Raw genomic sequence first — 26625 nt, forward strand, 5'->3', positions numbered from 1 at the left:
TTCGGGTATTTATGCGTGGCTGGCTGAGTTTATGCGTGAAAAGTGGCGGTTATGCGTGAGTACGGGGATTTATGCTTGTTTGGCGGAGGTTATGCGTGAGTTCCGGGATTTATGCTTGTTTGGCGGAAGTTATGCGTGTGTTCCGGGATTTATGCTTGATTAAAAGAGTTTATGCGTTTTTGGGATGGAAAAGCGGACTCTCCGGTGTGGGGGTCCGCTTTTTATTGTTAAAATTGGAAGGCTTTTCGCTGGATGGCGAGGGAGCCGATGATGTAGGCGAGCAGGGACAGGACGACGGGGATCGTGACTGTGTGGACGCCTAATAGGTTGCCGTATGCGTTGTTGTAGAAATGGATTGCGATGTAGCTCACTATTCCGGTGATCATGCTGAGTATTGCGCCGTATTTGTTGCCGTACTTCCAGTAGAGGCCTAAGACGACTGGCCAGATGAATGCGGCTTCGAGTCCTCCGAATGCGAATAGGTTCAGGAAGATGAGCAGGTCGGGCGGCTGGATAGCTAGTAGGAATACGATGATGCCTAAGATTCCGGTGACGCCGAAGCTAATTTGTTTGACCCGTCTTTCTGTCGCTTCAGGTTTGATGAAGTTCAAGTAGACGTCTTTGACGATTGCCGAGCTGACTAATAATAGTAGAGAGTCGACGGTCGACATGATGGCTGCCATTGGTGCCGCGAGGACGATGCCTGCGAGCCATGGGGGCAATACTTCGAGCGCGATTAATGGAATGACTTTATCCCCTACGTCGATGCCTGGCAAGATCGGTCTGGCGAAAACGCCGATTAGGTGCATGTTGAGCATGATGAAACCGGTGACGATTGTGCCGATTACGAGTGCCCGATGCATGGCCCGAGAGCTCTTGTAGCTCATTGCGCGTACTGCCATTTGTGGAAGGCCGACGACTCCGACTCCGACAAGTATCCAGAAGGAGGATACGTAGGCTGCAGTCAGTGTTCCGTCTGCCCCGAATGGCGTGACGAGTCTTGGGTTTTCATTCAATAAATCCTGCATGATCGCTGGCACCCCACCCCCCGCGATGATGACGCCTATGAGCAGGACGAGCGTGCCGACGACCATAATTGCGCCTTGGACGGCGTCGGTAAGAGCGACTGCGCGAAATCCGCCGATTGTCACGTAGACGAGGACGGAAATTGCGAAAATGAAAAGCGCTGAAGTGTACTCGAGTCCAGTGAGCGATTCAATGAGCCGCCCGCCGCCGACCCATTGTGCGGTCATGGCGGAGAAAAGGAAAATGATAATGGCGATGGCTGATAATATCGCGACTGCCGGACTGTTGTAGCGTGCTTTCAGGAAATCAATCATCGTGACGGCATTGTATTTCCGGCCAAGGATGGCGAATTTTTTCCCTAATATGAGCAGGACGAAATAGCCCGTTACGACTTGGGTCATGGCTAACAGAATCCAGCCGAAACCGACAGTGTATGCAGTTCCGGGACCTCCAAGGAAGCTGGATGCGCTTCCATATGTGGCGACCATTGTCATGGCGAGGACGAACCCGCCTAATTCTCGCCCACCAAGGAAGTATTCTTGGAGGAACCCGCCGCTTGAACTCATTTGTTTCGATGCGACGAAACCGACGACGAAGATTGCAACCAAGAAAATGACGAGCGGGATGATGACTTGGATGTTCATCATTTTGGTGATTCCTCCTTTGGTGTATCGACGTATGGATCCGCTTCGAGCGGGACTTCTTTTAGGACAAATTTCGTGATGATGATGACGAGCACGCACATCAGGATGAAACCGATGACGCAGCTATAGAAAAACCAGTCGGGTAAGCCAAGGATGTATGTATATTCTTCAGGTGGGCGGGATCCTAACCCGTAGGCGAAGCCGTACCACCAGATGAAGTTGAAGATTGCGAGTGCGACGCCGATTAGGGCTTCTTTATGTGCGATTTTGAATCGCGGATCGGGTTTGTATCCGTCAGTTGGAGCTTGTTTGTTGGCGGACATTATTTGGTCTCCTTTCTTTTAGTGATCTTGAGGTTGATTATACAGGAATTTCTTGTTTTTGGGAGGGGGAATTAGAGATTTGGAGATTGAGGGAGAGGAGAGATTTGGGCGTTATGCGTGATTGTGGGGATTTATGCTGGTTTGCGGGGGGATATGCTTGGATAGCGGGATTTATGCTGGTTTGCGGGCGGATATGCGTGGATAGCGGAATTTATGCTGGTTTGCGGGCGTTTATGCGTGGATAGCGGGATTTATGCTGGTTTGCGGGCGGATATGCGTGGATAGCGGGATTTATGCTGGTTTGCGGACGTTTATGCGTGAGTTATAGGAATTATGCTTATTTAATTTGAAAACCCGTGAATTTTGGGGTTCACGGGTTGTTTGCTTGCTTATTTTTTTGAGAAGATGTGTACCCAGTAGGTCGTGCCGTTGTTAGATGTTGCGTAGCCGGAGCCGATGTTTGTGAAATTCGTGTTCATCATGTTTCGATAGTGGCCAGGTGAATTAATCCATCCATTGACTGCTTGTTCTGGTGTTCGTTGGCCCATTGCGATGTTCTCACCGTATGCGGTCCATGTGTAATTGAATGTGGCAAGCATGTTCCCGACTGATCCATATGTTGGGGATGTGTGGTCGAAGTAGCCGTTTTTCGCCATGTCTTCAGCTTTGATTTGCGCGATTTTGGTTAGATCAAGGTCATGTGAAAGTTGATTGACCCCTTTGGATTGACGCTCTTTATTGACCAGATTGATTGTTTCAACTGCGTTTTGCTTTACATCAATTATTTCTGGCAGAGGCGTTGGCTTTGATTTATCCACATACATTTTTCGTTTTGTATCGTACGTTATTGTACCTACTTCCCGTTTTTCATCAAATTCGAGTGCACGGCCGATGAACGCCGAGAGTTGGGCACGGGTTACTGAGGCATGAGGGTCAAATTTGGATGCTGTCACCCCTTGTGAAATCTCTGTTTCCGCGAGTGTAATGATGTAGCCATGCCAATAATCTCTTGGTACATCGATGAATTGAGCCATATGGTTATCGTCGACGATAAGCTTGAAGCCTTCAACTATGATTTTGGCCATTTGAGCGCGTGTGAGTGGAGCGTTTGGATTGAATTTGGTTGAGTTCGCGATTATTCCCTTTTCGGCGAGCGCTTCGATTTCATTGTATGCAAAATGTGTTGGTGGGACGTCTGTGAAGTTAGATGAAAAGTTCTCGGAAGGCGATAATTTCAGTGCTTTCCCGATGATCTTGGCAGCTTGACCGCGTGTCACAGGTTGTCCAGGTTTGAAGGTGCCATCGTTGTAACCGCTGATGATGTCTTTTGAGTGGAGTTCCTCGATTTGTGGGTAGGCCCAATAGTTTGGAGTGACGTCTTTGAATGTAGCAGCAGATGCTGAGTTAGATGCACTGACCAATAGAATTGAAACAAGTACGGTTGATAGCCATTTCTTCATCTAATAACCTCCTCTTTTATGTGTCTACCATTTTAGTAGATTCGGAGATGAAGAGCAAAAGAAATGGGAATTTGCGTTTATGCGTTTCTGCACGGATTTATGGACTTTCGTGGGCAGATATGCGCTTTTGCGGGTGTTTATGGACTTTTGGAGATTAGGTTTGTTGGCATGATAAAACGCTCCGTGTGGGAGCGTTTTAGGGTTCGTTGATGTAGTAGTCCATGACGAGCTCGTCTTCAAGGAGTTCGTCGGTTAGGGTGAAGCCTACTTTTTGGTAGAATTCGATGGCCCCGGGATTTTCGGGCCATACGGATAGGCGGATTCTTTGGCAGTCGGGCTTTGCGGCGAGCATGTCAATCGCGACTTGCATCGCTTTTTTGCCGTAGCCTTTGCCTTGAAATTGTTCACCGATCATGAAGCGCGGGATCCAGTAGCGGTCGTAGTCTTCGTTTTCGGGTATGTCCTCGATTGCAAGGAGTCCGATGACGGTTTCACCGTCTACGATTGCGTATGGCGTGAAGTTTGGATCGACGTATGCCCATGCGATTGTGTTGACGTTTTTCGCGACGAATTCTCTTTGGGATTCGGCTACTTCAAGTCTGACGCAGGCGCGTATATTGTCTTGAGTTACTTTTTGAAGTGCGATGTTCATGGGTAGTGTCCCCCGTTTCTTTGACAATTTAATAGTTGTGTTGCTTTATTCGACGAGGATTGGGGATTTCCCTTCTTTCATTAAAATATAATGTGCCGCTTTTCTTTCTCCGATGAGTTGCAAGCCGGTTTTGGCTAGCAGACCGCGTGCGATGTTGCGGTTGTCGAGTTTGGTGAAGTAGCGGAATTCGCGGTTTGTCATTTTAGGTTTGACTAACATAAACCAGTCTTCAATTGTTTGGTAGTGTTCGGTTTTGCCGGTGTGGCCGCATGGGCAGTTCCATTTTTCCCTTCCCCACCGCATGCCGATTTGGTTGCAGGATGGGCAGATAACGCCGGGTTTGATGTCGGATGGATTGATGTCGTATAGGTCTGCGATTGGGAAAGGGTTGTAGTCTTTATGGTGTGCGAGCATTGTGTTTGCAAGTGCTTCTATTGTTTGTTGGTCGAGAATTTGTTGCGTTTCAGGTAGTGAGTTTAAATATGGTGGTACTGCGCTATTTAGTAGGATTTTCATCTCAGGTGTCTGGTGTTCGATGGCGAGTTCGTTGGTGTCGGAGAATGTGATGATGCCTTCGATGGGGATTTGGATGCCGCATTTTGTGAGCCATTTTTGTAGGAAGTGGATTTTCCGTTCCACTTCGATTATCGGATTCGGAATCGGTTTTCGATTTCCGTTCCTGAAAACTCTAATGAATTGGGTTGGATTTGCTTTTATTAGTGTTCTGTCTTTGAAGTTTTTCACTTCGATGATTGTGATTGATGATGGTGTGATGAGCAGCGAGTCGATTTGGAAATAGGTGCCTTCGTGGTGTAGATAGAGGTCGTGGATGATGGCATGCGGGTAGTTCGGCTTGAAATTTGCTATTTCGTTATCGAATTCGAGTTCACCGTTATAGCCTGCTTGATAGATTAGTAGATTCTTTTGGACGGCGTGCTTTTTTTCGTGAGTATGCGGCAGGCGTTTGTCCAAGGAAATGAGAGCTTTGAGTTCGTTTGGCATTTTTCGTTTTTTGTAAATCATTTTATCACCTCATGATTAGTTTAACTTGCTTGGCATTGGAATGGAATGCTTTGGGGCAAACTCGACGTTTGGGGCGTTTTTGGCGTTGAAAATTGAATTTTGGGTCGTTTTTCGCGTTTAAAAATGATTTTTGATGGTTTTGGATTGATAGTTTAGTAGAGTTTATGCGGGGATATTTTGGGATATGCGTGATTTTGGGGATTTATGAGTGAGAGCGTGGTGAGATGCGTGAGTGGCGGGATTTATGCGGGTTTGGGAGCAGTTATGGACTTTTCGGGGAGTTTATGCGTGAGTACGGCGATTTATGCTTGTTTGGATGTTGTTATGCGTAATTTATGGAGTTTATGCGTTTTTGATTTAAAAAACCGCCGGGGGTCGGCGGTTATTGGGCGGTGCAGTATTGGTAGATGGCGGCGGTGGCGAGGCAGTCGCCGATTGCATCGTGGGCGTCGTGTTCGAGTTGGAGGTACTTTGCCAATGTGCCTAACTTGTGATTTGGTGTTTCGGTAATAGTTTTTCTTGCGAGTTGGACGGTGTCGATGACGGTGTATTCGGGGATTTGGATGCCTTCGATGTTGTCGAGTGCGTATAGGAATCCCATGTCGAATGATGCGTTATGGGCGATGATTGGATAGTCGCCGATGAATTCGATGAGCTCTTCGATTTTTTGTTCGATCGTTGGTGCCCATTCGACCATTTCGTTTGTGATGCCTGTAAGTCTTGTTATCGTGATTGGGATGTGGCGTTCTGGGTTGATGAATGTGTTGAGGACTTCGACGCGCTCGTGGTTTATGAATTTTAGGGCACCAATTTGGATGATGCGGTCAGCGCCTGCACGGAAACCGGTTGTTTCGAAGTCTAAGACGATGTAATTTTCGACTTTTTTGGATGTTGTTTTATATTTCCGTTTCCGGGAGGCTCTTCGGGCACCCCAGTTTTGGATGTCCGTCTTTGATTGCAGCAGTTCAGTTGCTTTGCGATTCGGGCTCATCTTGGATGCACATCCTTATCTTTTGCTTTTGTTTCAATTCTATTACTATATTACACGTTTTCAAACATATTAAACTCATTGTTAGATTATCGTATGAAGTAGTATTGCAATGAGGCATATGAGTGTTTGGAGAGATTTATGCGTGGCTGGAGGCGGTTATGCGTGAGTTTTAGGATTTATGCTTGTCTGGCGGTGGTTATGCGGGAGTTTTGGGATTTATGCTTGTCTGGCGTAGGTTATGCGTGAGAGTTGGGATTTATGAGGTTTTGTGGGAGTTTATGCGGAATTGGAGGCCGCGGGGATGTTTCGTATCTGGATTTTCTGTTCGCGAATAATGCATTTAACAAATAAGGACTTTAAAGACTGCCGCGCAGAAGGGTCTGGGCGGCAGGTGTTATTAAAGCATTGGATCACGAAAGAAGTTGGTGACGATATGATTATCAGGCTTGTATGTTTTTAGATTATAGCCTTCTTTTTGGAGCCATTCGATGATGTGAGGCAGGGCAATTGTTGTTTGGCTGCGGTCGTGCATGAGAATGACGATGGAACGGTTGCCGGAATTATAGGCCTTGGTGACGCCATTTTTAACATTTAGAAAGATTTGATTGGCTTCTTTATCCGTGTATTGCCAGTCTTTTGAGTCGACGTCCCAATCCCACATTTTATAGCCATTTTTGATGAGTTGCTGCCTCATGGAGTTAGTGACAAGCGGTGAACTACCGTATGGGACACGAAGTAGCTTGTTGTCTTTCCCTGTCATTTGTTGGACCAATTTTGCACCTTCGTGCATTTCATTGAAGAAAGCTGTGGTGGATTTATATACTTTGCCCTTATCGTGGCTCATGCTGTGTGATCCGATGTAATGTCCGTCTGCATTAACGGAGTTGACGATATCTTTATAGTTTTTCATATTGTTGCCAAGGAAGAAGAAGGTGGCGGGCGCATTGTATTTTTTTAGCGTTCTGTTATTGGCTGCGGTGAATTTATTTGGACCATCGTCAAAAGTTAGGTAGACGTCTGCTTTTTTGGGTTTCTCAAGGAATGTAGCCTGCTTCTTATTCACATAGCTTTGAATGATGCCCTCGTAACCCTGATGGCTTAAATGAGGGTAGTTGTCACGGTATACGCGCAAAGTATGATACTTTGGAAAGTATTCAAGTTTGAAATCAAATTCGTCTGCAATATACTTCATACTGATTAGTAGTTTACCGTTTTCATCAATAAGAAGCGAGTCCGTAGGTTTCTTTGCTGTGGGCAATGAAAGCGACACGTCCTTCCCGTGCTTTGACAGTTTTAATTTGTCATTTTCCTTTATGAAATCTATGTACAAAAACTTTGCAATGTCCTCGAACAATACTTTCGTATCGCCATCGATAACGCGGATATCTTCAATAGGAAGCATTTTATCGTGAAGTCCGATGTAGCGTTTTGGTTCACTTGCTGCTCCTGCCTTATTTGCAGTTAGTAGAAATGATAGGATTACGATTGCTAGGACGATTACTTTTTTCAATTTACCTTCCCCGTTTCTTTTAATAATCATGCTTCACTATATTAAGTGGGATGTTGAAGTAGAATCGAAATAAGTTTGGAGCGTTGTGTTATGTAAATGCTTTGTACTTGTAGATTACGCTTATTAGCAGGATTTATGCCCAAAATAAAAAACCGCCACTTGGCGGTTTTTGTCATTGGCCTATGCCGTATTTTAAATAGTTTTTCCAACCGAATCCGAGCCACTGCTCCTTTTCAGGTAGTTCGAGCGGGAATGGGAAAAATACTTTGAGTGGAGTATTGTAGTCAGATAATTTATCGTCGTAAATCACGACGTCTCCTATTTTAAGTCCATCCGTCACGACTGCTTGGTTGATTGATTCGAACGGGACGATGATTTCCGTTTTGACAGCTCGTCCATGATCATCCAATTTCCAAGCGATTGCTTTGCCATTCGTGTAGGATTTTAGCCAATGAAGTTTCATGGATACCGCATCCGCCTCGTTGACGATAATTTGCGCGTTTACATTCGCTCCAAATGGTAAATTTGAAAGTTCATTCACCGGTTGAATTCGAATTTCATAGAGTTCAAGAGGATTCTTCTGTTCTTTCATTTCTAATTGATCAAAAGCCTGACGCCATCTATCATCTGTTGCGGGCACTTCCGAGACCGATAAAACTGCCCCTTCGATGACTGAATCCAAATTGGCCCCTTGAATTCGAACAGAATCTCCCACTGCGATTTTCTGCCATTCATCAAGGGAAACATATGTGGAAATCACTTTTGTTTCACTGTAAAGTTCCGTCGCGAGTGTGGTTCCATATTTATTCACATGAGCAACCGTTCCATCTACCGGGCTGACTAATGCGGGACGTGCCGAGTTTTGAGTTAGTTGGGTTTGCACCACAGTCAATTTGCGATTAATCTCCGATAGTTCCCTTTCGGCTTCTGCAATTGCCTGGGCATAGATTCCGTCTTGGCTTACTTGGACATTCACATTCAACTCGATATCTGTTTCGCCTACTGTTTCCGTCGTATTTACGTTTGTATTATCGTCTACAGTCCAACGATCCGACTCCAAGTTGGATAGGATTGATTCGATCGAATTTCGCTGTTCAAGAAGGCCTTCTTCTTCCGCCCGCCAAGCAATGAGCTGATTTTCCGCGTGCTCTGTCTGAAGTAGGGCGATTTCATCACCGATTTGGACCTTGTCTCCTTCTTTTACAAGCCATTCCTCGATCGTCTCGTCATCTCCGACATAGACCGTGAAAATTCCTTCCGGTGAAACGAGCCCTTCTTTATGGATTTCTTCCACAAAATGATTAGGTGTCATGCGCTCATACTTATTTACATATACTGATTTTAAAATCATGCTATTTTTCGAGAATAGAAGGTGGACGTTGACGGCGATGAAGATGCTGATAATGAGGGCAACGGTGATGCTCATTCGTTTATTCATCAAAAGCCACCTCCAAAAATCGAATTCAGTATGGATGTGAACGGGATAAATGCGACTGATGCTGTAATCAGGGCCATTGCCGTATGCAGGCCGACTAACATCCATAAATATGCTCGGCGGTTTTCTTCCGGTCGAATCTGCTTGATGAACCGGTATTGCAACGAAATGATGAGCGCACTTGTGATTGTCAATTGATTAAGAAATAGGATTAGATACCAATTTTCCATAATTGTTGCGGCAAGCGGGCCGAATGATAAAAACGAAAGATTTACTGTTACTCCTTTTATTGCAAAAACAATAAAAATAACCGCCTTTTCCATGAGCAATATGCCTGTTATCAGCACTTGCAACGGAACAAGCCGACGATAAGGGATTTTTGTGATTCCGGAAAGTATCAGAGCAACCCCGAAAATATGAAAACCTATGTAAAGGAGCGACCAAATAATAGCGCCAGCAAGTGACGCGAATCTTGCAAGTATGTAGTCTGTTGTTGTCATTGAAACCATTATTGATGTTAGTGTTTCAGTATTCATGCCCCAAATATTTCTTAATGAAAAAAGGACAATACCAAGGAGCAGTACAATGACTAACCTTTGTGTGAAGTTACGCATCGTGCTGTTTTGTAGATTTGAAGCAAGCTCATCTGGTCTCGTCAAGTAGTGCCAAAACCTGTATTCAAAGAACATAGCGACAATCCTTTCTGCTTGTAAATGCTGAATTTATAAAGGCTCCACTAACACTACTTTATCAAACCTTGATGGTTTTTCAATATTCGTAGTAACCAATGAATGGAAACAGGTCTTTTTGGTCAGTCTAAGTGTAATAACTTTCATTTCCTATGTGTCAAATTTCCCGGGAAATCGACAAAGGAGCGGATTTTCATGAATAATGATGAAAAACATCGATTCACAGTACAAGACTTCCTATTCGGCCTAACAGGATCCACTGTCTTCGTGATCGCCCTACACTTCTTTACCAGTTAAGCAAGTTAGTTAGTTAGCAATCTTCTATACCCATAAACTCTACATCGTAAACTACTATATTGATTATTTTTCTTTTAGGCGTGTATTTTGGGGGAGTAGAAAGATGTGGACTTATATTTCCTTCATTATGTAGTAAGGTGTCACAGTTGGCTGAAGCGAAAGGCGGCGACTCCGGTCGGATAAGCGGGACAGGTGAGACCCCGATGTGGAGCGAAGCGACCGAGGAGGCTCACCGCCCGCCCCACGGAAAGCGTCCGCCTGTAGCGGAAGCCAACTTTTAATCTACCAAAACAAAAAACACTCATCGTTAACTTTATACGATAAGTGTTTTTTCATGATTTGGTAGTCAAAATTAGAGCATTCCTTCCGTCAATTGTATAAATAAGCTTCGATTCTTTGTCTCTAACGCATAGTCAATCATACGGTCATAATATTCCGCTTCAAGCTCCTCAATAAGCTGGCCCGCCTCCGCAATAACAACTTCGGGCATTTCAATTTTCAACTTCAACGTCCCTTCAAGAATTGTCGAAAGATGCAAATGAAGATCCGATATGAGCAGCAACTGATAGAGCGGCAGTCGGATGAACTTGCTCCCCCGCTGGAAGACAAACACCTCACCTAAATTCTCGACCTGCAGGCTTTTCACGTTCACAACGATTTCTTTCCCTTCGGATGGCACAAACTGATACACTTCACCGCCTTTAATAATGGAAAAATACTGATAGGCAAACACAAGCCGCAGACGGAAATCTTCCTGGCTCGTGAAAAACGGCGTCATACGTTGAACAGAAAGCATCTTCATCCCTCCATCATTGAATATTCCGATTATTATCATTCTATCACATTTGTGACCGTTTTGTGAATGATTTGTTCTCTATAGTATTCAAACTTAAAGAAATAAATGCTTATCCGTTATGTAGATTTTTCGGATTGAAGTTGAAGTTAGCGACTCCCGAAAAATGAAATCGTTTACGGTTGCGGTCTAAAACCTTTATAATGAAGGGAATGCTTAGTTTTAGGGAGTGAGCCGATGCACATGACAGTAGAACGTGTTTCTTATTTGCATGAGCGTAAAATAGATGAGTTAATGCACACAATCAGACATTCCTTTCGCCCGGATATTCATAGCGAGGCCCAGATCATCAGGAAGGCGATTTCCATTGTCCGAAGGGGGACTTTCCTAAGCACATGGTGCGAGAGTGATGGTTCGGCAATGGAGGCAACACTTGTCGATGACGGTGAAGCGATTGATGTGAAGATTGCCTTTCCTGAGACGGAATTGACTTGCTCGTGCGAGGAGAGCGAATGGTGTGAGCATAAAATTTCGATTGTCTTTTATCTGTATTCCCGGTTCCAGTCGTTAACGGAATGGCAGCATGATTGGCAACGAAGAGAGGTAGAGCAAATGGCACTATCCATTTCAGAACGTACGCCGAAGGCATGGAACAGTGCATTATATCGATTAACAAAGCCACTACGTGAGATGGACTCTAATGAAAGTCCGAATGTGTTCATTCATGAAGCTTCGTTGTTGGATCAAAAAGTAATTCCCCTATCCCCTTTTGAGTATGAATGGAAGCCATTATTTGAACTTTTCTACCGTATGCATTTAATAGATTCCGCATGGGAATATCTTCGGATGCAATTGGAGGAAATAAACCATTTCACGTACCGGCAGTGGCAGGTGCAGACGTGGCTCAACGAACAAATCAGTAAATTGCGGAGCCAGGTCCAAGCGTTAGGAAGAAATCCTCGGCCATTTGAGACGGATGCTTTTTATGATGCTTTGAAGATTGACTTCCCTGGATTGGTTTTAGGGCATAAAGGACTTTTCGAGGCACGTCTTGATATCTATTCAATACTGTGGGACTTTTTGTATCGCGATCAAACTTCGAAGGAGAAGGAACTCGCTTCTTTGCGTGAACATGATTCAGCGGATGCTCCGTTTTTTGCCGCTTACTTCTATTTAACGCAAGGAGACGATGAATCACTAAAAATCGTTGCGGAAAAAGCGGGCGGAGAACTGTTGGACCATTGGCTTCCGTTAGCCGATAAAGCGGCGGAAATGGAAGAGTATGAAGCTCTGTCCATTATCATGAATACGATTTTCCCACATATTAGCTCCTTTTTTAAATCCATCAAGAATTCGAATGAAGGCTATCATTTTATACGTAAAATTGACGGTTTGTTAGAAGAGGCCGCCTTTACCGAAGAAAAGCGGGAAGAACTGTTCATGCTTTATGGTTCAGCGGGCGTGGACACATTCGGCGACTTTCTGATTGAGCGGAAACGATTTGCTGAATGGGCAGCGCTGATGCATCGATTCAATGTTCCATATGATGGGATTGACCCCAATACGTTGAAATTTGTTCTATCAAATGATTCTGCAGCTGTCATGCCGTTGCTTCATACGTATGCGATGCGGTTCATCGAGGAGAAGAACCGTCATAGCTACCGCCGCGCCGTACGATTGTTCAAGAATATGAAGGCAGGCGCGAAAAAGAGCGGAAAAGCCGATTTCTGGAATCGGTATATCGACACGGTTCGCGAGCAGTTTAAAAGGCTCCGTGCGCTATCCGAAGAAATGGAAAAGGGGAACTTGAATCTATGACGAAAAAAGATACTTTGAATCTTCATTTTGAGTTGTCGATCAATCGAAATGAACTTGGCAGTTATACGGTTTCCGCTACGGACTCTTTGGGATTCCATATTGATGCAGATAGGCTTTCTTCCTTTCTGTTCTTCAATAATGAACAAGCCTTATACGGCATGTTGGCAGTGACGGATGAAAAAGGCGTTCATTTGAATACGAATGATTTTATTCAAGTTTTTTCGGGCAAGACGCATCCTTTTGCAACGTTCGGTGGGTCATCGGCTGAGGATGAAGACCATTTGGCTGCGTTGCGCGAGGCTGCGGGTATTTTGTCCGAGTCGGATTTCTGGCATCATGTGGCGATGGACGCAGGGAAAATCCGATTTGACGAGGATAAGCTAAACCTTTCTGCTTTTACATCGATGATTTTGCATGATGCGATTCGAGAAAAAATCGAGGCTTCGGGATTGCGTTTCGAACAGTTGCCTACGCTGTTGCCACATCTACGCAAGTTTGGGTGGCCGGGTGAATCGGTTTCGAACATGCCGGTGCGTGTCGCTTTCCGTTTGACGGAGCCGGACGCGGAAACGGATACGGAGTGGTTGTTAGAAACGGTTGTCGTAAGTGAACGCGGAGCGCATTGGACGCCTGCCGTTCGGAAAATGAATGCAGAAGTCGCTGATGCATTGCCTGCCAAGTGGAAAGAGTATGCCGACGAAATTTTAAAGAAGCAGTCCGAGATGGTGTCTTTCCTGCGTTCCATAGAGGTGGAGCCGGGCAACCGCTTTTTATCGATGCCAATGTCTGATCCCGAGGTTCGGGTCTTCATCCAGGAAGATTTGCCGATTTTTCAGTCTTTCGGTTTTCCAGTCATCCTCCCTGCTTGGTTGAAGTCAGTGACGGAGACAAGGATGCGTGTCCGGACGAGCGCGAGTGTGCAGTCATATCGTGCTGCTGCTAATTTGGATGAAGTTCTTTCATTTGATTGGAACTTTTCCCTTGCCGGCAAGGAAATTGATAAGGATTCATTCCAAAAGTTGGTCGACGAGAATCGTGAGTATATCCGTTCCGGTGATGAATGGTTCCATATTGATCCACTCTGGCTGAAGCGGATCCGCGAGTTGATGGAACAGGCGGATGCTGGTGAGTGGACGGTGAAGGATCTGTTGTTCCAGGAGATTCCTGAAGAGATTATCCCGATCGATGAAGATGAGGAATCGGACGACCCCCTTCTTGCGTTTTCGATGAAGCAGTCATTGCGTGATTATGTCGATATGATTTCGAATAAACATGGGCTGCCTGATGCGGGAGTGCCTGATAGTTTAAATGCAGAGCTTCGTCCGTATCAAATTGAAGGCTATAATTGGCTTGTTTTCATGCGTGAGTATCATTTCGGCGCGTGTTTGGCGGATGATATGGGACTTGGGAAAACGATTCAGCTCATTACTTATTTATTGAATGTGCATGCCCGTCCTGAAACGGTTGCTCCTTCGTTGATCATTTGCCCGACGAGTGTTTTAGGGAACTGGCAGAAGGAAATCGAGCGGTTTGCGCCAACTCTAAATGTCCATACGCATTATGGTCCGTCACGGGCTAAGGATGAAGAGTTTGAGAAGCTTGTTGCTGAACGAAAACCGGATGTCATTTTGACGACATACGGGACAGTGACCCAGGATGATGAGACACTTGGCGGAACTGTGTTTGCGAGCATTACACTTGATGAGGCACAGAATATCAAGAATATGCAAACGAAGCAGTCTCGAGCGATACGTAAATTGCATGGTGACCATCAGATTGCGTTGACGGGTACGCCAATCGAAAACCGTTTATCCGAGCTTTGGGCGATCTTTGATTTTATCCATAAAGGGTATTTCGGTAGTTTCCGGACGTTCACTGAACAGTTCATCATTCCGATTGAACGGGATGATGCGGAGCTTGAGAAACGGAAACTACGTGCGAAGATTAGGCCGTTTTTATTGCGCAGGACGAAAAACGATCCTGATTTGCAGTTGAATCTTCCGAAGAAGCTTGAGCAGAATGAGTATTGTCCACTTACTACTGAGCAGGCGGCGCTTTACGAAAGTTTCATAGAGGATACGAAGTTCAAGCTTGACACGTTGTCGGGCTTTGAACGGAAAGGGTTGATTTTGAAGATGTTAAGCCGCTTGAAGCAGCTTTGCAATCACCCTTCCCTTTTCCTGAAGGAACCGAATGCCCCTGCCGCTCAGATGTTGGAGCGGTCGGTGAAGCTGAATCGAATTGTGTCGATGGCCGCGGATATTGCCGCCAATGGCGAACAATGCCTCATTTTTACGCAGTATATCGGAATGGGACAATTGATCCGCCAATGTCTGAGCGAGTTGCATGATATTGATGTCCCTTTCTTGTCAGGCAGTATGCCGAAAGGGCAACGGGATCATTTAGTTGAGGCGTTCCAGGCCGGTGAATTCCCGATTTTCATCCTTTCATTGAAAGCGGGCGGCACTGGATTGAACTTGACGGGTGCGAATCATGTGTTGCATGCGGATCGCTGGTGGAATCCGGCTGTTGAAAATCAGGCGACTGACCGGGCTTACAGGATCGGCCAGACGAAGTTTGTCCATGTCCATAAGTTTGTGACTGTTGGAACGATCGAAGAGAAGATCGATAAAATGCTCGCGGAGAAAGCGGCTCTTTCTGCAGATTTGATCCAATCGAGTCAATGGCTCACGGAATTGTCCGATACGGAATTGGATGATTTGCTGTCTTTTGAACGGTAATTTGGTGCCCTAATTCTTTCGGGAATTAGGGCTTTTTATATCCTCATTTTTGGTTGCCGATTATGTAAGGATACGACTTTTCCAAGTTGTTTCGATTCGATATCCAACATGCGTTCATTCAGAATTGCAAGGATGCGGATCAGTTCCCCGACTTGCATTTCGAGTCGAATGATTTTTCTTTCCATCTGTTCCATTTCGCGTTGCCTCCTTTTATTAGAATACGGCGGGAGCGGTCCCCGCCGCTTTTTGGTCGGCCGGATCATCGTGGCCATTGCAGCAAGCATTCCTTCGTGGAAGGTAATGCTTCCCCTTTGGATATGGACGGATCCCCACCCATCCATTATCCAATATTTCTTTCATCTTTTTTACCTCATAGATATTCTCATTCCACTATTTAGTTTTGAGTACAGCTTCGTTTCGCTTTCTTACCATCCCTCCCCATATGTATCGTCCCGATTGGTTAATAAATCGGCAAGCCGTCTTTCTCCTCCTGCGGCAAATGAAACTTCGACTTTACGTTTTCCTGCTCACTATTGCCTTCACTGCTTTGTTGCTGCACATTGGATTCAGGCTCATCGTACAGGTTTTCGCTGCTCCTACGTTTTGTAGAAAGGAATTTAATTTCTTCACCGATCACTTCCGTTACAAACACTCGGCTTCTGTCTTCCCTTTCGTACGTTCTCGATTGGATACGCCCTCCGACCCCAATTAAGGATCCCTTTCCACAATGCTTCGCCGTATTTTCCGCAGTTTTCCCCCAAGCCGTGCAAAGGATGAAATCTGCTTCCACTTCGCCATGCTGGTTTTTAAATTTACGGTTCACGGCAAGGACGAAGCTCGTTTGCAGCCTTCCTTCCGACAACCTTCTTAAAATCGGATCCTTCGTAATTCGCCCTACAAGTGCAACCTGATTCACTGTTTTCCCTCCCTTCATCTCGTGATGCCCTTATCATACAAAGCGGGTGATCATTCTGACAAATCGACAAAAATGAGTTTTGGGGGATAAATTATGCAATTTTCATGTGCTTTTCGAGGTGAATTTACACCCTTTTATTGCCAAATGCGATAGCCTCGCAGTTTGTAAGTTTTCATTTTTCCGTGATAATTCGAGTTTGGCATGTTTTTAAAGTTTTTTTCTGCTGTATGGTATACTGGAGCAAAAAGTGAGGCGGGTGGCGCGTTTGAAGACTTTTAAAATGTTATCTGTCGGTGTTTTGATTGACGATAAAATACAAGATTTTCCGTTGGTTGATGGGATTATTATTAATCAAGAAAATAGTCATCGAATGTGGATTCTTGAGATGTTCATCGATAGCCAGCATCAGGAGCTGTTCGAGGGTTGGAAGGAATCTGGCGAAGTTTTGGATACAAGTGTCGTCATCTCCTATCCCGAAAATGAACCTGCGGGATTCCGTGTGGCGGTGGATACTGTTCAACAAATCGGGGACAATATTTCCGTTTTGCTGAAAGGTCGTTTGAAGCGGGCTCGCACTCAGTATGCGGAGCATTTATTGGAAGAGTTGATCACTGAAGGGTTGAGCGGTGAGGATTTGTTAAGGCGATTTGAGTCGGATATGCGGGAGAGGCCAAGGTTGAAGAAGGATCGGGAGAAGGGGGATTGAGGTAGGGTGTGAGGGGGCATTGAGCGCGGGGGCATGGTTGTTGGGCGCGGGCGGAGGTTCTTGAGCGCGGGCGGAGGTTCTTGAGCGCTTGCGGAGGTTCTTGAGCGCGGAGGCATGGTTCTTGAGCGCGGGTGGAGGTTCTTGAGCGCGGACGGAGGTTGTTGAGCGCTTGCGGAGATTCTTGAGCGCGAGCGGTGGTTGTTGAGCGCTTGCGGAGGTTCTTGAGCGCTTGCGAGGATTCTTGAGCGCCGGCGGAGATTCTTGAGCGCGTGGGGAGATTCTTGAGCGCTTGCGAGGATTCTTGAGCGCCGGCAGAGACTCTTGAGCGCGGAGACATGGTTCTTGAGCGCCGCGCGACTTACATCAATCAATCAAAAAACCGCCAATAAATTGGCGGTTTTTCTTTGTGGCTTGTGGTTAGCGGTTGTTATTTCTGTCGCGATTCATGGTGCCATTGTTCGGTGATGTTGTGCCATCGCCGTTCATGTCTCCGTTGATACGGTTATCATCATTAATGATTCCGTTGTCATTCACACCGTTGTTTACACCGTTGCCGTTGTCGATGCCGTCCAAGTCTGGTCCGGCACCGTTATTGACTCTTGGTGTTAAATCTCGTGTATCGCGGTCCAGGGTTTCCATCGGCGTTTCGTTGTTGTTTGGAACGTTGTTGTTACACGCAGTTAGGATTAATCCGGATACGAGTACGAACGGTATCGCTTTTTTGTACATGTACAATTCCCTCCTTTCCACAAGCCTCTATCATACAAATCGTATGATACTTGTAGGTTGGCTCAAAAGGAGGGAACTATCCATACTTTTTTATTGATTTTCCATTCGTTCCTTCAGCACTGATTCAACGTAGGCCGCTTCTGCTTTGCAGTGATAGTTCAAGTAGATGTCGAGCTTTTCCTGCAGCATCTGGATGTTTGCAACTTGTTCCTCAGATGGCGGTTCGCTCAGAATGCGTTGAATGACTTCGTTGATTCGCTGGGCGAGGTCTTCGTGGAAAGCGGGATTGTTTTTCATTTTATCGGGAATTTTTGAGTACCACAGCGCTTTTGTGGTGATGTATTCCCGCCATGTTTTGATGAATTCCTCGATGTCGTATTCATCTTCATCCCAGTTGATGCTTGTCATATATTGCTCGAATGTTTGCGTGATGGAACGCGTGATGCTGCTTTTTATATTTGGAGAAAGATCTTTCATGAATTTTGGTACCTCCTACAATATATCGTGCATGAATAATACGCTTTTGCACATTCTTAATTCGATTCGCTTGCAGCTGGCCCAAGGGCAAATGTGATCTCCGTTTCGCAGGCGACTTCGCCATCTACGGTTGCAACCGCTTTCCCTTTTCCAATTGTGCCGCGCATTCTTGTGATTTCTACCTCGAGTTTCAATGTGTCGCCTGGAACAACTTGTCGTTTGAAGCGGCAGTTATCTATACCCGCAAAGAACGCCAGTCTACCCCGGTTTTCTTCTTTTTGCAACATTGCTACCGCACCTACTTGCGCAAGCGCTTCGACAATTAGCACCCCAGGCATGACTGGATATCCTGGAAAATGGCCGTTAAAATAATCTTCATTTATCGTAACATTTTTCAAGCCCACTGCTCGTTTCCCTTCGTCAATCTCAGTGATCCTGTCAACAAGAAGGAATGGGTAACGATGTGGAATTATTTTTTGAATCTGTTCTGCTGTTAGCATAACCTTCCACCTCCGTAAGTATGTATATTTTTTTAAAAATGAAAAGAAAACGAAAGAGCCTTTACGACTCTTTCCCTTTTATGATGTCGATTATGTGGATCCATGTCTCTTTCTTAAGCGCATCGTCCGGATTGCCGTCGCCAATGTAGCCGTAGCCGATTGTCGTGCCAAGGGCTACTGCTCCTCCTAATAACAGGAGGACGAGTATGATTCGAAGCCAAATCGGAATGATCCGGACTTGTACCCAAACTCTTCCCTTTGCACTTGGCTCCTCTTTTTCGGGTTTCCGCTTCCTTTGCTGATTACGCTCCGAACGGGATGCGATGGCTTCCTGTTCCGCATTATCTGTCGTATGGTCCCCAACGGGATTTTTTTGCTTTTCATCTATCATATCGAATTCTCCCTAACGCTTATCGAATGTTATTGATCAAACCTAACATTTGATCTGCAAGCGTGACTGTCCGTGCGTTGAATTGATAAGAACGTTGTACACTAATGAGGTCCGTCATCTCTTTTTGGAGATTCACATTGGATGCTTCAAGTTGTCCATTCTCCATCCTGATTTGACTTCGATTCTCGCCAATCAATTCAGTTAGGATGTCCTCAGGATTCACGCCTAATTCATCCATATTATCAGGAAGTGAGAATAATGTCGCGGATAAGCGATTCATCAAGTTTGGACGTTCAAACTTCGTGATGCCTAATTGGTATTGCCGAATCGTCTCATCCTTATCCGTTACTTGAAGAACTCCTTCCGGAAGCAAGGTGTAATTTTGTACATTCTCCGCGAAAACTATCGGTTCTCCCGCACTATTCGCAATCGCCAAGCCATCCCCATTGACAAGCATGAGGTTGCCGCCTTCAACCGGTGTAACAAAGAAACTCCCTTGACGCGTGTAAACCGTCTGTTCACCATTTTCGGTTGGTCTAATGAGATTGAAGTACTGTTTTGGTGTCGTCAATGCAAAGTCGAGTTCCCGTCCTGTCGTCTGCAATGTGCCGACGGTAGTGTTCATTTGTACGGATCCTAACATTGCACCGACGCCATAGCGTATTCCAGCCGGTGATTGGCGTGGTGCCGTATCGCCCTTGTCATTATTGAATTGTTGGTAGAGCAATTCCTGGAAATTGGCTGCACCGGACTTGTATCCATGAGTCGATGAATTCGCAAGGTTGTTTCCGATTATGTCGATTTGGCTCTGTAATTGATTCATCGTATTTACTGCTGTTGCCATCGATCGTATCATTCGTTCCCGCTCCTTTTACGTCGTGTCTTAATTGACACGGCCAATTTCATTCACTGCTTTTTCCATGCTACGGTCATATGCCTGGAGTATTTTTTGATTCGCCTCGAACGCCCTGAACGCGGCAAGCATGTCCGTCATCGTCTTCGCTGCATCTACGTTAGAGCCTTCCAAATACCCCTGTTGGAATGAAAAGCCGCCTTGCGTTCCCGGAAGGTTTCCGTTTTGACTCGCGAATAGGCCGTTATCTTGTTTCAAAAGTGAGGAGGGCTGCTCCGCGAATGAAACACCAAGTGTCGCAACTGTTGCCCCATCTTGCATGATGACACCATTGTCGGAAATAGTGAATTCATCACTTTGCAACTGAATGCGTTGTCCGTTTGAGTCAAGAACATAGTATCCCATCGGATTCGTCAGATTGCCGTTCGCGTCAATCGTGAAATTACCGTTTCGTGTGTACAGCTCATTTCCATTTTCATTTTCAAGCCTGAAAAAGACAGTTCCACGCTCGTTCGTTTCGGTATTGACCGGCAAATTGACATCGATGAGTGCAACGTCAGTCGTCATGCCGGTTTCCCGTAGTGATCCTTGCGTGAAAAGCGGCAATGTCTCTTGCATGTAAACGCCTGTTGAAAGTGGCCCTACTAACGTTATGCCTTTATAGTGAAGGCCTTTTTCCGTAGGAATCCGTGTCGCGTTCACACTGGACATTAACATTTCAGGGAATGACCGGATCGTTGACTGTTCAGCTTTAAAGCCCGGTGTGTTGGCGTTCGCCATATTATTCGCCAACATTTCCGTCCTGCGCTGTTGCGCGATCATGCCGGAACCTGCTGTGTAAAATCCTCGGAACATGGATGCCCGCCTCCTTTCGTTTATTATTTATTTCAATTAAAGTTAGGTTTCAATAACGTCCTGCTTTACTGATGTTTTCAAGAAGAATGCCCGTCCCGACTGCAACACAGCTAAGTGGGTTGTCCGAAACAAAAACCGGAACTTTTAATTCCTCAGCAAGAAGTTGGTCTATTCCATGCATCAGCGCGCCGCCACCTGTAAGGAAAATGCCACGGTCTATAATGTCGGCGGAAAGTTCCGGTGGTGTTTTTTCCAAAACGTTTTTCGCCGATTGAACGATCATTTCCACAGATTCATTCAATGCTTCGCGAATTTCTTCAGAATCAACCGTAATTGTACGCGGTAAACCCGAAACCATATCGCGTCCACGAATATCCATCGATTCTTTACGGCTGCCCCGGAATACCGTTGCAATGCTTTTCTTAATCGTTTCAGCTGTTCGTTCCCCAATATGTAGTTTATGCTTTCTTTTTATAGCTTGGATGATGTCATTGTCAAACATGTCGCCCGCCGCTTTTATCGACTCCGAAGTGACGATATCCCCCATCGACAGAACTGCGACATCCGTCGTTCCCCCGCCGATATCGATTACCATATTCCCGCTTGGTTGGAAAATGTCCATTCCGGCCCCGATTGCTGCGACTTTCGGCTCTTCTTCAAGATAGATCTTTTTTCCGCCGGATTTTTCTGCAGCGTCCTGGATTGCTTTCTGTTCGACACTTGTAATGTTCGTCGGGCAGCAAATCAGAATCCGCGGTTTCGACAAAAATCCTTTGACTTTCAACTTATTGATAAAATGGCGAAGCATCGCCTCGGTGACGTCGAAATCAGCGATGACTCCATCTTTCATTGGTCGGATCGCAACAATGTTACCTGGCGTTCTACCGACCATTTTACTGGCTTCCTCACCGACAGCCAAAACCTTATTCGTTTGCTTGTCAATGGCAACAACAGCCGGCTCGTCAAGCACAATCCCTTTCCCTTTTACGTGAATCAACACATTGGCAGTTCCAAGGTCGATTCCAATATCCTTAGCAAACATCAATCCTGTTTCCCCTTCCGGCTCAATCATCTACATACGTATATTAGCCTACTCTACTGACTATATATTGTATCACAATGGCGTTATGTTGAACACAAAAATTGACAGTTATTTCACATATATTTATTCAGAATTAAAAAGCGTAGGATGTTATGTCGATTGGAGAAAATTTACAAGATATTTTGGGAGGTTCTTATTTTCATAGCGGTTCGGAATAATGCTTTTTTATTCCAATTTAGTCGATGGGGGTAAATTCATTAAACTTTTTCGAGGTGATTTCGGGGGATATTTCCTGTAGGGGGAAAGGTTGTCCACATGCGAAAAGACAGGGTGTCCGCCCTACTGCCTAGGCTGGTTGCGTCCCCGTCTATTCTCACTACATGTTGCGGGCCTTCTTATTTTCATTCATCCATTTCATCCGTGTTGCTTCACCGCCTCTTAAATGTCTGACAGACTTATGATAGGCAAGTACTTTTGCGACTTCTTCAGACAACTCAGCATCCACATTCGGCAGTCGTTCCGTTAAATCTTTGTGGACCGTGCTTTTCGAATAGCCCGTCGCTTTCGCAAGTGCCCGTACTGTAAGTCCAGTGTCCAGCAACATTTTACCGAGGCGCACGCATCGCCTCCGAATTTGCTCGTGCACGCCCTCTTCCTTTCCCTGTCAGCTCCGTTTCTTCCTTTATCTTATGCGAGGTATGACCGGATTATGTCTGGGCGTTGTTAGAGGGGGGAAATATAGAGATGGATTTAATTGCGGTGAAAGGAGAACTTTTTTGGTGGAAAGGAGAACTCCTGGAGCAGGAAGGAGAACTCTTCCGATGGAAAGGAGAACTCCTGGCGCGTTAACGAGAACTCTTTCGGTGGAAAGGAGAACTTCGGGAGCGTTAATGAGAACTCTTCCGGTGGAAAGGAGAACTCCTGGCGCAGGAAGGAGAACTCTTCCGATGGAAAGGAGAACTCCTGGCGCGTTAATGAGAACTCTTCCGATGAAAAGGAGAACTCCTGGCGCGTTAATGAGAACTCTTCCGGTGGAAAGGAGAACTTCGGGAACGGGAATGAGAACTCTTCCGATGGAAAGGAGAACTCCTGGCGCGTTAACGAGAACTCTTTCGGTGGAAAGGAGAACTCCGGGAACGTTAATGAGAACTCTTTCGGTGGAAAGGAGAACTCCTGGGTCAGGAATGAGAACTCTTCCGATGGAAAGGAGAACTCCTGGGTCAGGAATGAGAACTCTTCCGGCGGATAGGAGAACTTTCCCAGTTTAAAGGAGTACTACAGAAAAAACTAATTTGTGGAAAGGCATTAGGCGCGATTAGATGTTGCTTAAAACAATATAAGTTCCGCGGAATGGATGTATGTCTACTTAAAATCATTCGCGCCAAATGCTTTTGACACTTTAAAGATCTGTCTTTCATTATTTATCGATCTGTAACTCATAATGGGCATTTCGGCCATGCCCTATAAGTTTTGTTGGGGCTTTCGCTAATAAATATTTCGCAAGATGTCGACATTCGATTTGCATGAAATACCTAAACTCCTTGTTAGTCATTGTCTCTTTTATTAAATAGCGCCAGTCTTCTAATGCCGCTTTATACTCTTCTGACCCCATATAGCCGCAGGAGAAACACCGCCATTTTCTTTCCTCCCATTTCATCTTAAATTTTCCGCATTCCGTACAAATGACCCCTGGAATTATTTCGGCTGGATGAATATTGAATTTAGTGGCCAACGGAAAAGGATTAAACTCACGATGATTTTTGAGAATTTCATTGGATAGTTTTTGAATTTCTTGTCTGCTTAAGATTTCTTGATTGATTGGTAGTGATCTTAGGTATGCTGGAACGTCGTAGGTAAACATAATATCCATCTCAGGTGTTTCCTCAATTTGCATCTCGTTATTGTATGCAAACGCAATTAGCCCTCTAACCGGCATTTTGATGTTCCTTGCATGCAACCAATTCTCCAATAAATGTATTTTTCTTTCAACTTCAGTTATTGGGCTACGAAGAGGTATCCGTTGTCCCGATGGATATTCCTTTATAAATTGCATAGGTTTTGCCTTAACTACTATTTTTTCTGCTATGTTCTTTACTTCGGAGATGACGATAAAGGAAGAAGTAATGAGTAATGAGTCCATTTGAAAATAAATTCCGTCATAATTTAAGGTTACATCATGAAGAATTGCATGTGGATAACGGGGTTTAAATTCTTTTAGATACTTATCGTATTGGCATTCCCCATTGTATCCTGCTTCAACATTATAAAGTTTCTCCTTAATTTTTTGCTTGTTCTCGTTGCCCCTCCCTAATCTCCTTTCCAATGCAATTAATCCGTCCATTTCACTTGTTCGTTTCCTTTGTTTTATTATCATTAATAAAATCACCTCCATTCTATTGTAGTGCTATGACATTCTACTTGGAATAGTCTGACGCAAACTCGAAGTTAAAGGGTGAAAAGAGGGGTAAAAATGAATTTTAAACCGGGATTCGGGGGTAAAATCTAATTTTCATCGTTTTTAAAAATCGAATAAATTGGTGATTACTTGACTTTTTCTGTTTTATGTTTTGCAATGTGAAATCTTCCAGGTTAAAGAAGAACCACCAGAGCATGAAGCGTAGAAACCCTATTAATTGTGGAAAGCATTAGGCGCGAATATGTAGTGTAATAAACAATTAAAAATCCCGCGGAAGGATCTTTGTCCCTATAGAAAACCAATTCGCGCAAAATGCCTTTGACATTTAAATGGTTTTGGCACCTTGAATGAGAACTCTTCATGTTAAAGGAGAACTTTTCAGCGATAAAGGAGAACTCAGCGCACATTAATGAGAACTCTCTCACGAGAAAGGGGAACTCTCCCACGATAAAGGAGAACTCCGCGCGCAGTAACGAGAACTCTCCCATGAGAAAGGAGAACTACGCGCACGCTAATGAGAACTCTCCCACGAGAAAGGAGAACTACGCGCGCAGTAATGAGAACTCTTCCACGGAAAAGGAGAACTACGCGCACGCTAATGAGAACTCTTCACCGATAAAGGAGAACTCCGAGCACGCTAATGAGAACTCTTCCACGAGAAAGGAGAACTACGCACACGCTAACGAGAACTCTTCCATGAGAAAGGAGAACTACACGAACGGTAACGAGAACTCTTCCGCGATAAAGGAGAACTCCGCGCGCAGTAACGAGAACTCTCCCACGAGAAAGGAGAACTACGCGCACGCTAATGAGAACTCTTCACCGATAAAGGAGAACTCCGCGCGCAGTAATGAGAACTCTTACACGAGAAAGGAGAACTACGCGCACGCTAATGAGAACTCTCCCACGTTAAAGGAGAACTCCGCGCGCAGTAATGAGAACTCTTCCACGGAAAAGGAGAACTACGCGCACGCTAATGAGAACTCTCCCTCGAGAAAGGAGAACTACGCGCACGCTAACGAGAACTCTTCCACGTTAAAGGAGAACTTCGCGTGCATTAACGAGAACTTTTCCACGTTAAAGGAGAACTACACGAACGGTAACGAGAACTCTTCACCGATAAAGGAGAACTACGCGCACGGTAACGAGAACTCTTACACGAGAAAGGAGAACTCCGCGCGCAGTAATGAGAACTCTTCCACGATAAAGGAGAACTCCGAGCACGCTAATGAGAACTCTTCCACGAGAAAGGAGAACTACGCGCACGGTAATGAGAACTCTCCCACGAGAAAGGAGAACTACGCGCACGCTAATGAGAACTCTCCCACGAGAAAGGAGAACTCCGCGCGCAGTAATGAGAACTCTTCCACGGAAAAGGGGAACTACGCGCACGCTAACGAGAACTCTTCACCGTTAAAGGAGAACTTCGCGTGCATTAACGAGAACTTTTCCACGTTAAAGGAGAACTCCGCGCACGCTAATGAGAACTTTTCCACGTTAAAGGAGAACTCCACGCACGGTAACGAGAACTCTTCCACGAGAAAGGAGAACTACGCGCGCGCTAATGAGAACTCCACGCACGGTAACAAGAACTACGCGCGCAGTAATGAGAACTCTCCCACGATAAAGGAGAACTCACAAGAAATTAAAAAATCCACCCCGCAATTCAGCGGGGTGGATAGGCATTAAAATCCTAAATATGAGCGCGGGTTGACTGGGATGCCGTCTTTGTGTACTTCGAAAAGTAGATGTGTGCCGGCTTGGGCGTTCCAATCGTTGCTTGTGGCCGTGCCGAGTGATTGTCCTTGGATGACTTCGTCGCCTTCTTTAACGAGAATGCCAGTTAGTGAGCCGTAGACTGTTGTCATTCCGTTGGCGTGGGCGATTTTGACTTCGCCGCCTTTGAAATGGTCCAAAATGACTTCCTGGACGACTCCGCTCATGGCTGCGACTACTTCAAATGGTTGGCCATCAACAGAGATTGAGACGCCTTTGTTTGTAATGTACGTTTGGTTGAAGACAAGTAGTGCGTTTTCGCGCGCTTCTTCGTCTGCTTCTGCATCATAGTACTCTTGTAAAATGGCCACGTTGTCGAAAAGTTCTTCATTGAACGGGTATTTGAGTACTTCATTTGCAGCGTTTGTTTCTACGATTGGTTGGTTGTCAGGATCAGCTGTTGCATCGGCTGTTTCGTTAGGACCTTTTTGAATGGCATTGTAGCCCCAAATCATGCCGACGAACACGATCGCGATTCCCGCATAGATGGCAGGCCAGAACCATCTATTCTTTTGACTCTTATTCTTCTGAGAAGGGAATTTCGGTTTTTCTTCTCGCATTA

The 26625-nt window shown here is 45.3% G+C and carries 27 protein-coding genes; 5 read left to right on the forward strand and 22 right to left on the reverse strand.

Annotation, left to right across the window (positions count from 1 at the left end; genetic code table 11):
* Nucleotides 1-227: 227 nt before the first annotated feature.
* The 10 genes from panF to NSQ43_RS16170 form a co-directional block, all read right to left on the reverse strand.
* Entirely contained in the window at nt 228-1670 is a 1443-nt protein-coding gene (panF, locus tag NSQ43_RS16125) for a sodium/pantothenate symporter (RefSeq protein ID WP_339254960.1), read from the reverse strand.
* Nucleotides 1670-1993: a YhdT family protein gene (locus NSQ43_RS16130; protein WP_339251867.1), complete on the reverse strand. Its 324-nt coding sequence runs from the start codon at nt 1991-1993 to the stop codon at nt 1670-1672. Before NSQ43_RS16130 ends, panF begins: the two co-directional genes overlap by 1 nt.
* A gap of 389 nt (nt 1994-2382) precedes the next feature.
* The gene (locus NSQ43_RS16135; protein WP_339251869.1) at nt 2383-3453 is read right to left on the reverse strand and encodes an S-layer homology domain-containing protein; all 1071 of its coding nucleotides are present in this window, start codon (nt 3451-3453) and stop codon (nt 2383-2385) included.
* 196 nt (nt 3454-3649) lie between these two features.
* A complete protein-coding gene (locus tag NSQ43_RS16140) occupies nt 3650-4105 on the reverse strand; it encodes a GNAT family N-acetyltransferase (protein ID WP_339251871.1) in 456 nt (151 codons plus the stop codon).
* A 45-nt stretch (nt 4106-4150) separates the two neighbouring features.
* Complete coding sequence (locus NSQ43_RS16145) at nt 4151-5128, reverse strand: nuclease-related domain-containing protein (protein ID WP_339251873.1); 978 nt, start codon at nt 5126-5128, stop codon at nt 4151-4153.
* Between the two features lie 382 nt (nt 5129-5510).
* A complete protein-coding gene (locus tag NSQ43_RS16150; RefSeq protein WP_339251875.1) occupies nt 5511-6119 on the reverse strand; it encodes an exonuclease domain-containing protein in 609 nt (202 codons plus the stop codon).
* Between the two features lie 397 nt (nt 6120-6516).
* A complete protein-coding gene (locus NSQ43_RS16155) occupies nt 6517-7629 on the reverse strand; it encodes a polysaccharide deacetylase family protein (RefSeq protein ID WP_339251877.1) in 1113 nt (370 codons plus the stop codon).
* Between the two features lie 172 nt (nt 7630-7801).
* Nucleotides 7802-9067 carry an efflux RND transporter periplasmic adaptor subunit gene (locus NSQ43_RS16160; protein ID WP_339251878.1) on the reverse strand — a complete coding sequence of 422 codons (1266 nt, stop codon included), beginning with the start codon at nt 9065-9067 and terminating at the stop codon, nt 7802-7804.
* Nucleotides 9067-9753 (reverse strand): hypothetical protein, encoded by a 687-nt coding sequence (locus NSQ43_RS16165; RefSeq protein ID WP_339251879.1) that lies wholly within the window; start codon nt 9751-9753, stop codon nt 9067-9069. Before NSQ43_RS16165 ends, NSQ43_RS16160 begins: the two co-directional genes overlap by 1 nt.
* Before the next feature lie 649 nt (nt 9754-10402).
* Nucleotides 10403-10846, reverse strand: coding sequence for a transcriptional regulator (locus NSQ43_RS16170; protein WP_339251881.1), 444 nt, complete (start codon nt 10844-10846; stop codon nt 10403-10405).
* 234 nt (nt 10847-11080) lie between these two features.
* Between NSQ43_RS16170 and NSQ43_RS16175 the strand changes: the two genes are divergently transcribed.
* The gene (locus tag NSQ43_RS16175; RefSeq protein WP_339251883.1) at nt 11081-12661 is read left to right on the forward strand and encodes a hypothetical protein; all 1581 of its coding nucleotides are present in this window, start codon (nt 11081-11083) and stop codon (nt 12659-12661) included.
* Nucleotides 12658-15402 carry a DEAD/DEAH box helicase gene (locus NSQ43_RS16180; protein WP_339251885.1) on the forward strand — a complete coding sequence of 915 codons (2745 nt, stop codon included), beginning with the start codon at nt 12658-12660 and terminating at the stop codon, nt 15400-15402. The genes NSQ43_RS16175 and NSQ43_RS16180 overlap by 4 nt, the downstream gene beginning before the upstream one ends.
* A 35-nt stretch (nt 15403-15437) precedes the next feature.
* Here NSQ43_RS16180 and NSQ43_RS16185 read toward each other — a convergent pair whose 3' ends face one another.
* Together NSQ43_RS16185 and ssb are read right to left on the reverse strand one after the other, a co-directional pair.
* Nucleotides 15438-15596: a hypothetical protein gene (locus tag NSQ43_RS16185; RefSeq protein WP_339251886.1), complete on the reverse strand. Its 159-nt coding sequence runs from the start codon at nt 15594-15596 to the stop codon at nt 15438-15440.
* Between the two features lie 266 nt (nt 15597-15862).
* A complete protein-coding gene (gene ssb / locus NSQ43_RS16190) occupies nt 15863-16318 on the reverse strand; it encodes a single-stranded DNA-binding protein (RefSeq protein ID WP_339251887.1) in 456 nt (151 codons plus the stop codon).
* A 265-nt stretch (nt 16319-16583) separates the two neighbouring features.
* Here ssb and NSQ43_RS16195 point away from each other — a divergent pair, with 265 nt between their 5' ends.
* Nucleotides 16584-17024: a YwpF family protein gene (locus tag NSQ43_RS16195; RefSeq protein ID WP_339251889.1), complete on the forward strand. Its 441-nt coding sequence runs from the start codon at nt 16584-16586 to the stop codon at nt 17022-17024.
* 417 nt (nt 17025-17441) lie between these two features.
* Here the strand turns inward: NSQ43_RS16195 and NSQ43_RS16200 are convergent, their stop codons facing one another.
* From NSQ43_RS16200 to NSQ43_RS16235, 8 genes are all read right to left on the reverse strand, one after another.
* Complete coding sequence (locus tag NSQ43_RS16200) at nt 17442-17753, reverse strand: hypothetical protein (RefSeq protein ID WP_339251891.1); 312 nt, start codon at nt 17751-17753, stop codon at nt 17442-17444.
* A gap of 90 nt (nt 17754-17843) precedes the next feature.
* Nucleotides 17844-18230 (reverse strand): hypothetical protein, encoded by a 387-nt coding sequence (locus NSQ43_RS16205; protein WP_339251893.1) that lies wholly within the window; start codon nt 18228-18230, stop codon nt 17844-17846.
* A gap of 56 nt (nt 18231-18286) precedes the next feature.
* A complete protein-coding gene (gene fabZ, locus NSQ43_RS16210) occupies nt 18287-18730 on the reverse strand; it encodes a 3-hydroxyacyl-ACP dehydratase FabZ (protein WP_339251894.1) in 444 nt (147 codons plus the stop codon).
* Nucleotides 18731-18791: 61 nt separating this feature from the next.
* Nucleotides 18792-19121: a DNA-directed RNA polymerase subunit beta gene (locus NSQ43_RS16215; RefSeq protein WP_339251896.1), complete on the reverse strand. Its 330-nt coding sequence runs from the start codon at nt 19119-19121 to the stop codon at nt 18792-18794.
* A gap of 19 nt (nt 19122-19140) precedes the next feature.
* Nucleotides 19141-19977 carry a flagellar hook-basal body protein gene (locus NSQ43_RS16220; RefSeq protein ID WP_339251897.1) on the reverse strand — a complete coding sequence of 279 codons (837 nt, stop codon included), beginning with the start codon at nt 19975-19977 and terminating at the stop codon, nt 19141-19143.
* A gap of 27 nt (nt 19978-20004) precedes the next feature.
* Nucleotides 20005-20829: a flagellar hook-basal body protein gene (locus tag NSQ43_RS16225; protein ID WP_339251899.1), complete on the reverse strand. Its 825-nt coding sequence runs from the start codon at nt 20827-20829 to the stop codon at nt 20005-20007.
* 49 nt (nt 20830-20878) lie between these two features.
* On the reverse strand, nt 20879-21871 hold the full coding sequence (locus tag NSQ43_RS16230) for a rod shape-determining protein (RefSeq protein WP_339254961.1): 993 nt from the start codon (nt 21869-21871) through the stop codon (nt 20879-20881).
* A 376-nt stretch (nt 21872-22247) separates the two neighbouring features.
* The gene (locus NSQ43_RS16235) at nt 22248-22517 is read right to left on the reverse strand and encodes a sporulation transcriptional regulator SpoIIID (protein WP_339251901.1); all 270 of its coding nucleotides are present in this window, start codon (nt 22515-22517) and stop codon (nt 22248-22250) included.
* A gap of 133 nt (nt 22518-22650) precedes the next feature.
* Between NSQ43_RS16235 and NSQ43_RS16240 the strand changes: the two genes are divergently transcribed.
* The gene (locus NSQ43_RS16240) at nt 22651-23139 is read left to right on the forward strand and encodes a hypothetical protein (RefSeq protein WP_339251903.1); all 489 of its coding nucleotides are present in this window, start codon (nt 22651-22653) and stop codon (nt 23137-23139) included.
* A 149-nt stretch (nt 23140-23288) separates the two neighbouring features.
* On the opposite strand, the gene NSQ43_RS16245 is transcribed toward NSQ43_RS16240, so the two are convergent.
* The gene (locus NSQ43_RS16245; RefSeq protein ID WP_339251905.1) at nt 23289-24245 is read right to left on the reverse strand and encodes a nuclease-related domain-containing protein; all 957 of its coding nucleotides are present in this window, start codon (nt 24243-24245) and stop codon (nt 23289-23291) included.
* Between the two features lie 402 nt (nt 24246-24647).
* On the opposite strand from NSQ43_RS16245, the gene NSQ43_RS16250 reads away from it, so the two are divergent.
* Nucleotides 24648-25976, forward strand: coding sequence for a hypothetical protein (locus NSQ43_RS16250; RefSeq protein WP_339251906.1), 1329 nt, complete (start codon nt 24648-24650; stop codon nt 25974-25976).
* Here the strand turns inward: NSQ43_RS16250 and NSQ43_RS16255 are convergent.
* Nucleotides 25973-26623, reverse strand: a complete 651-nt coding sequence (locus NSQ43_RS16255; RefSeq protein WP_339251909.1) for a M23 family metallopeptidase — start codon at nt 26621-26623, stop codon at nt 25973-25975. The two genes, NSQ43_RS16250 and NSQ43_RS16255, sit on opposite strands and share 4 nt — an antisense overlap.
* Nucleotides 26624-26625 lie beyond the last annotated feature (2 nt).

Source organism: Sporosarcina sp. FSL W8-0480, assembly GCF_037963765.1.
In the GTDB taxonomy this organism is placed as follows: domain Bacteria; phylum Bacillota; class Bacilli; order Bacillales_A; family Planococcaceae; genus Sporosarcina.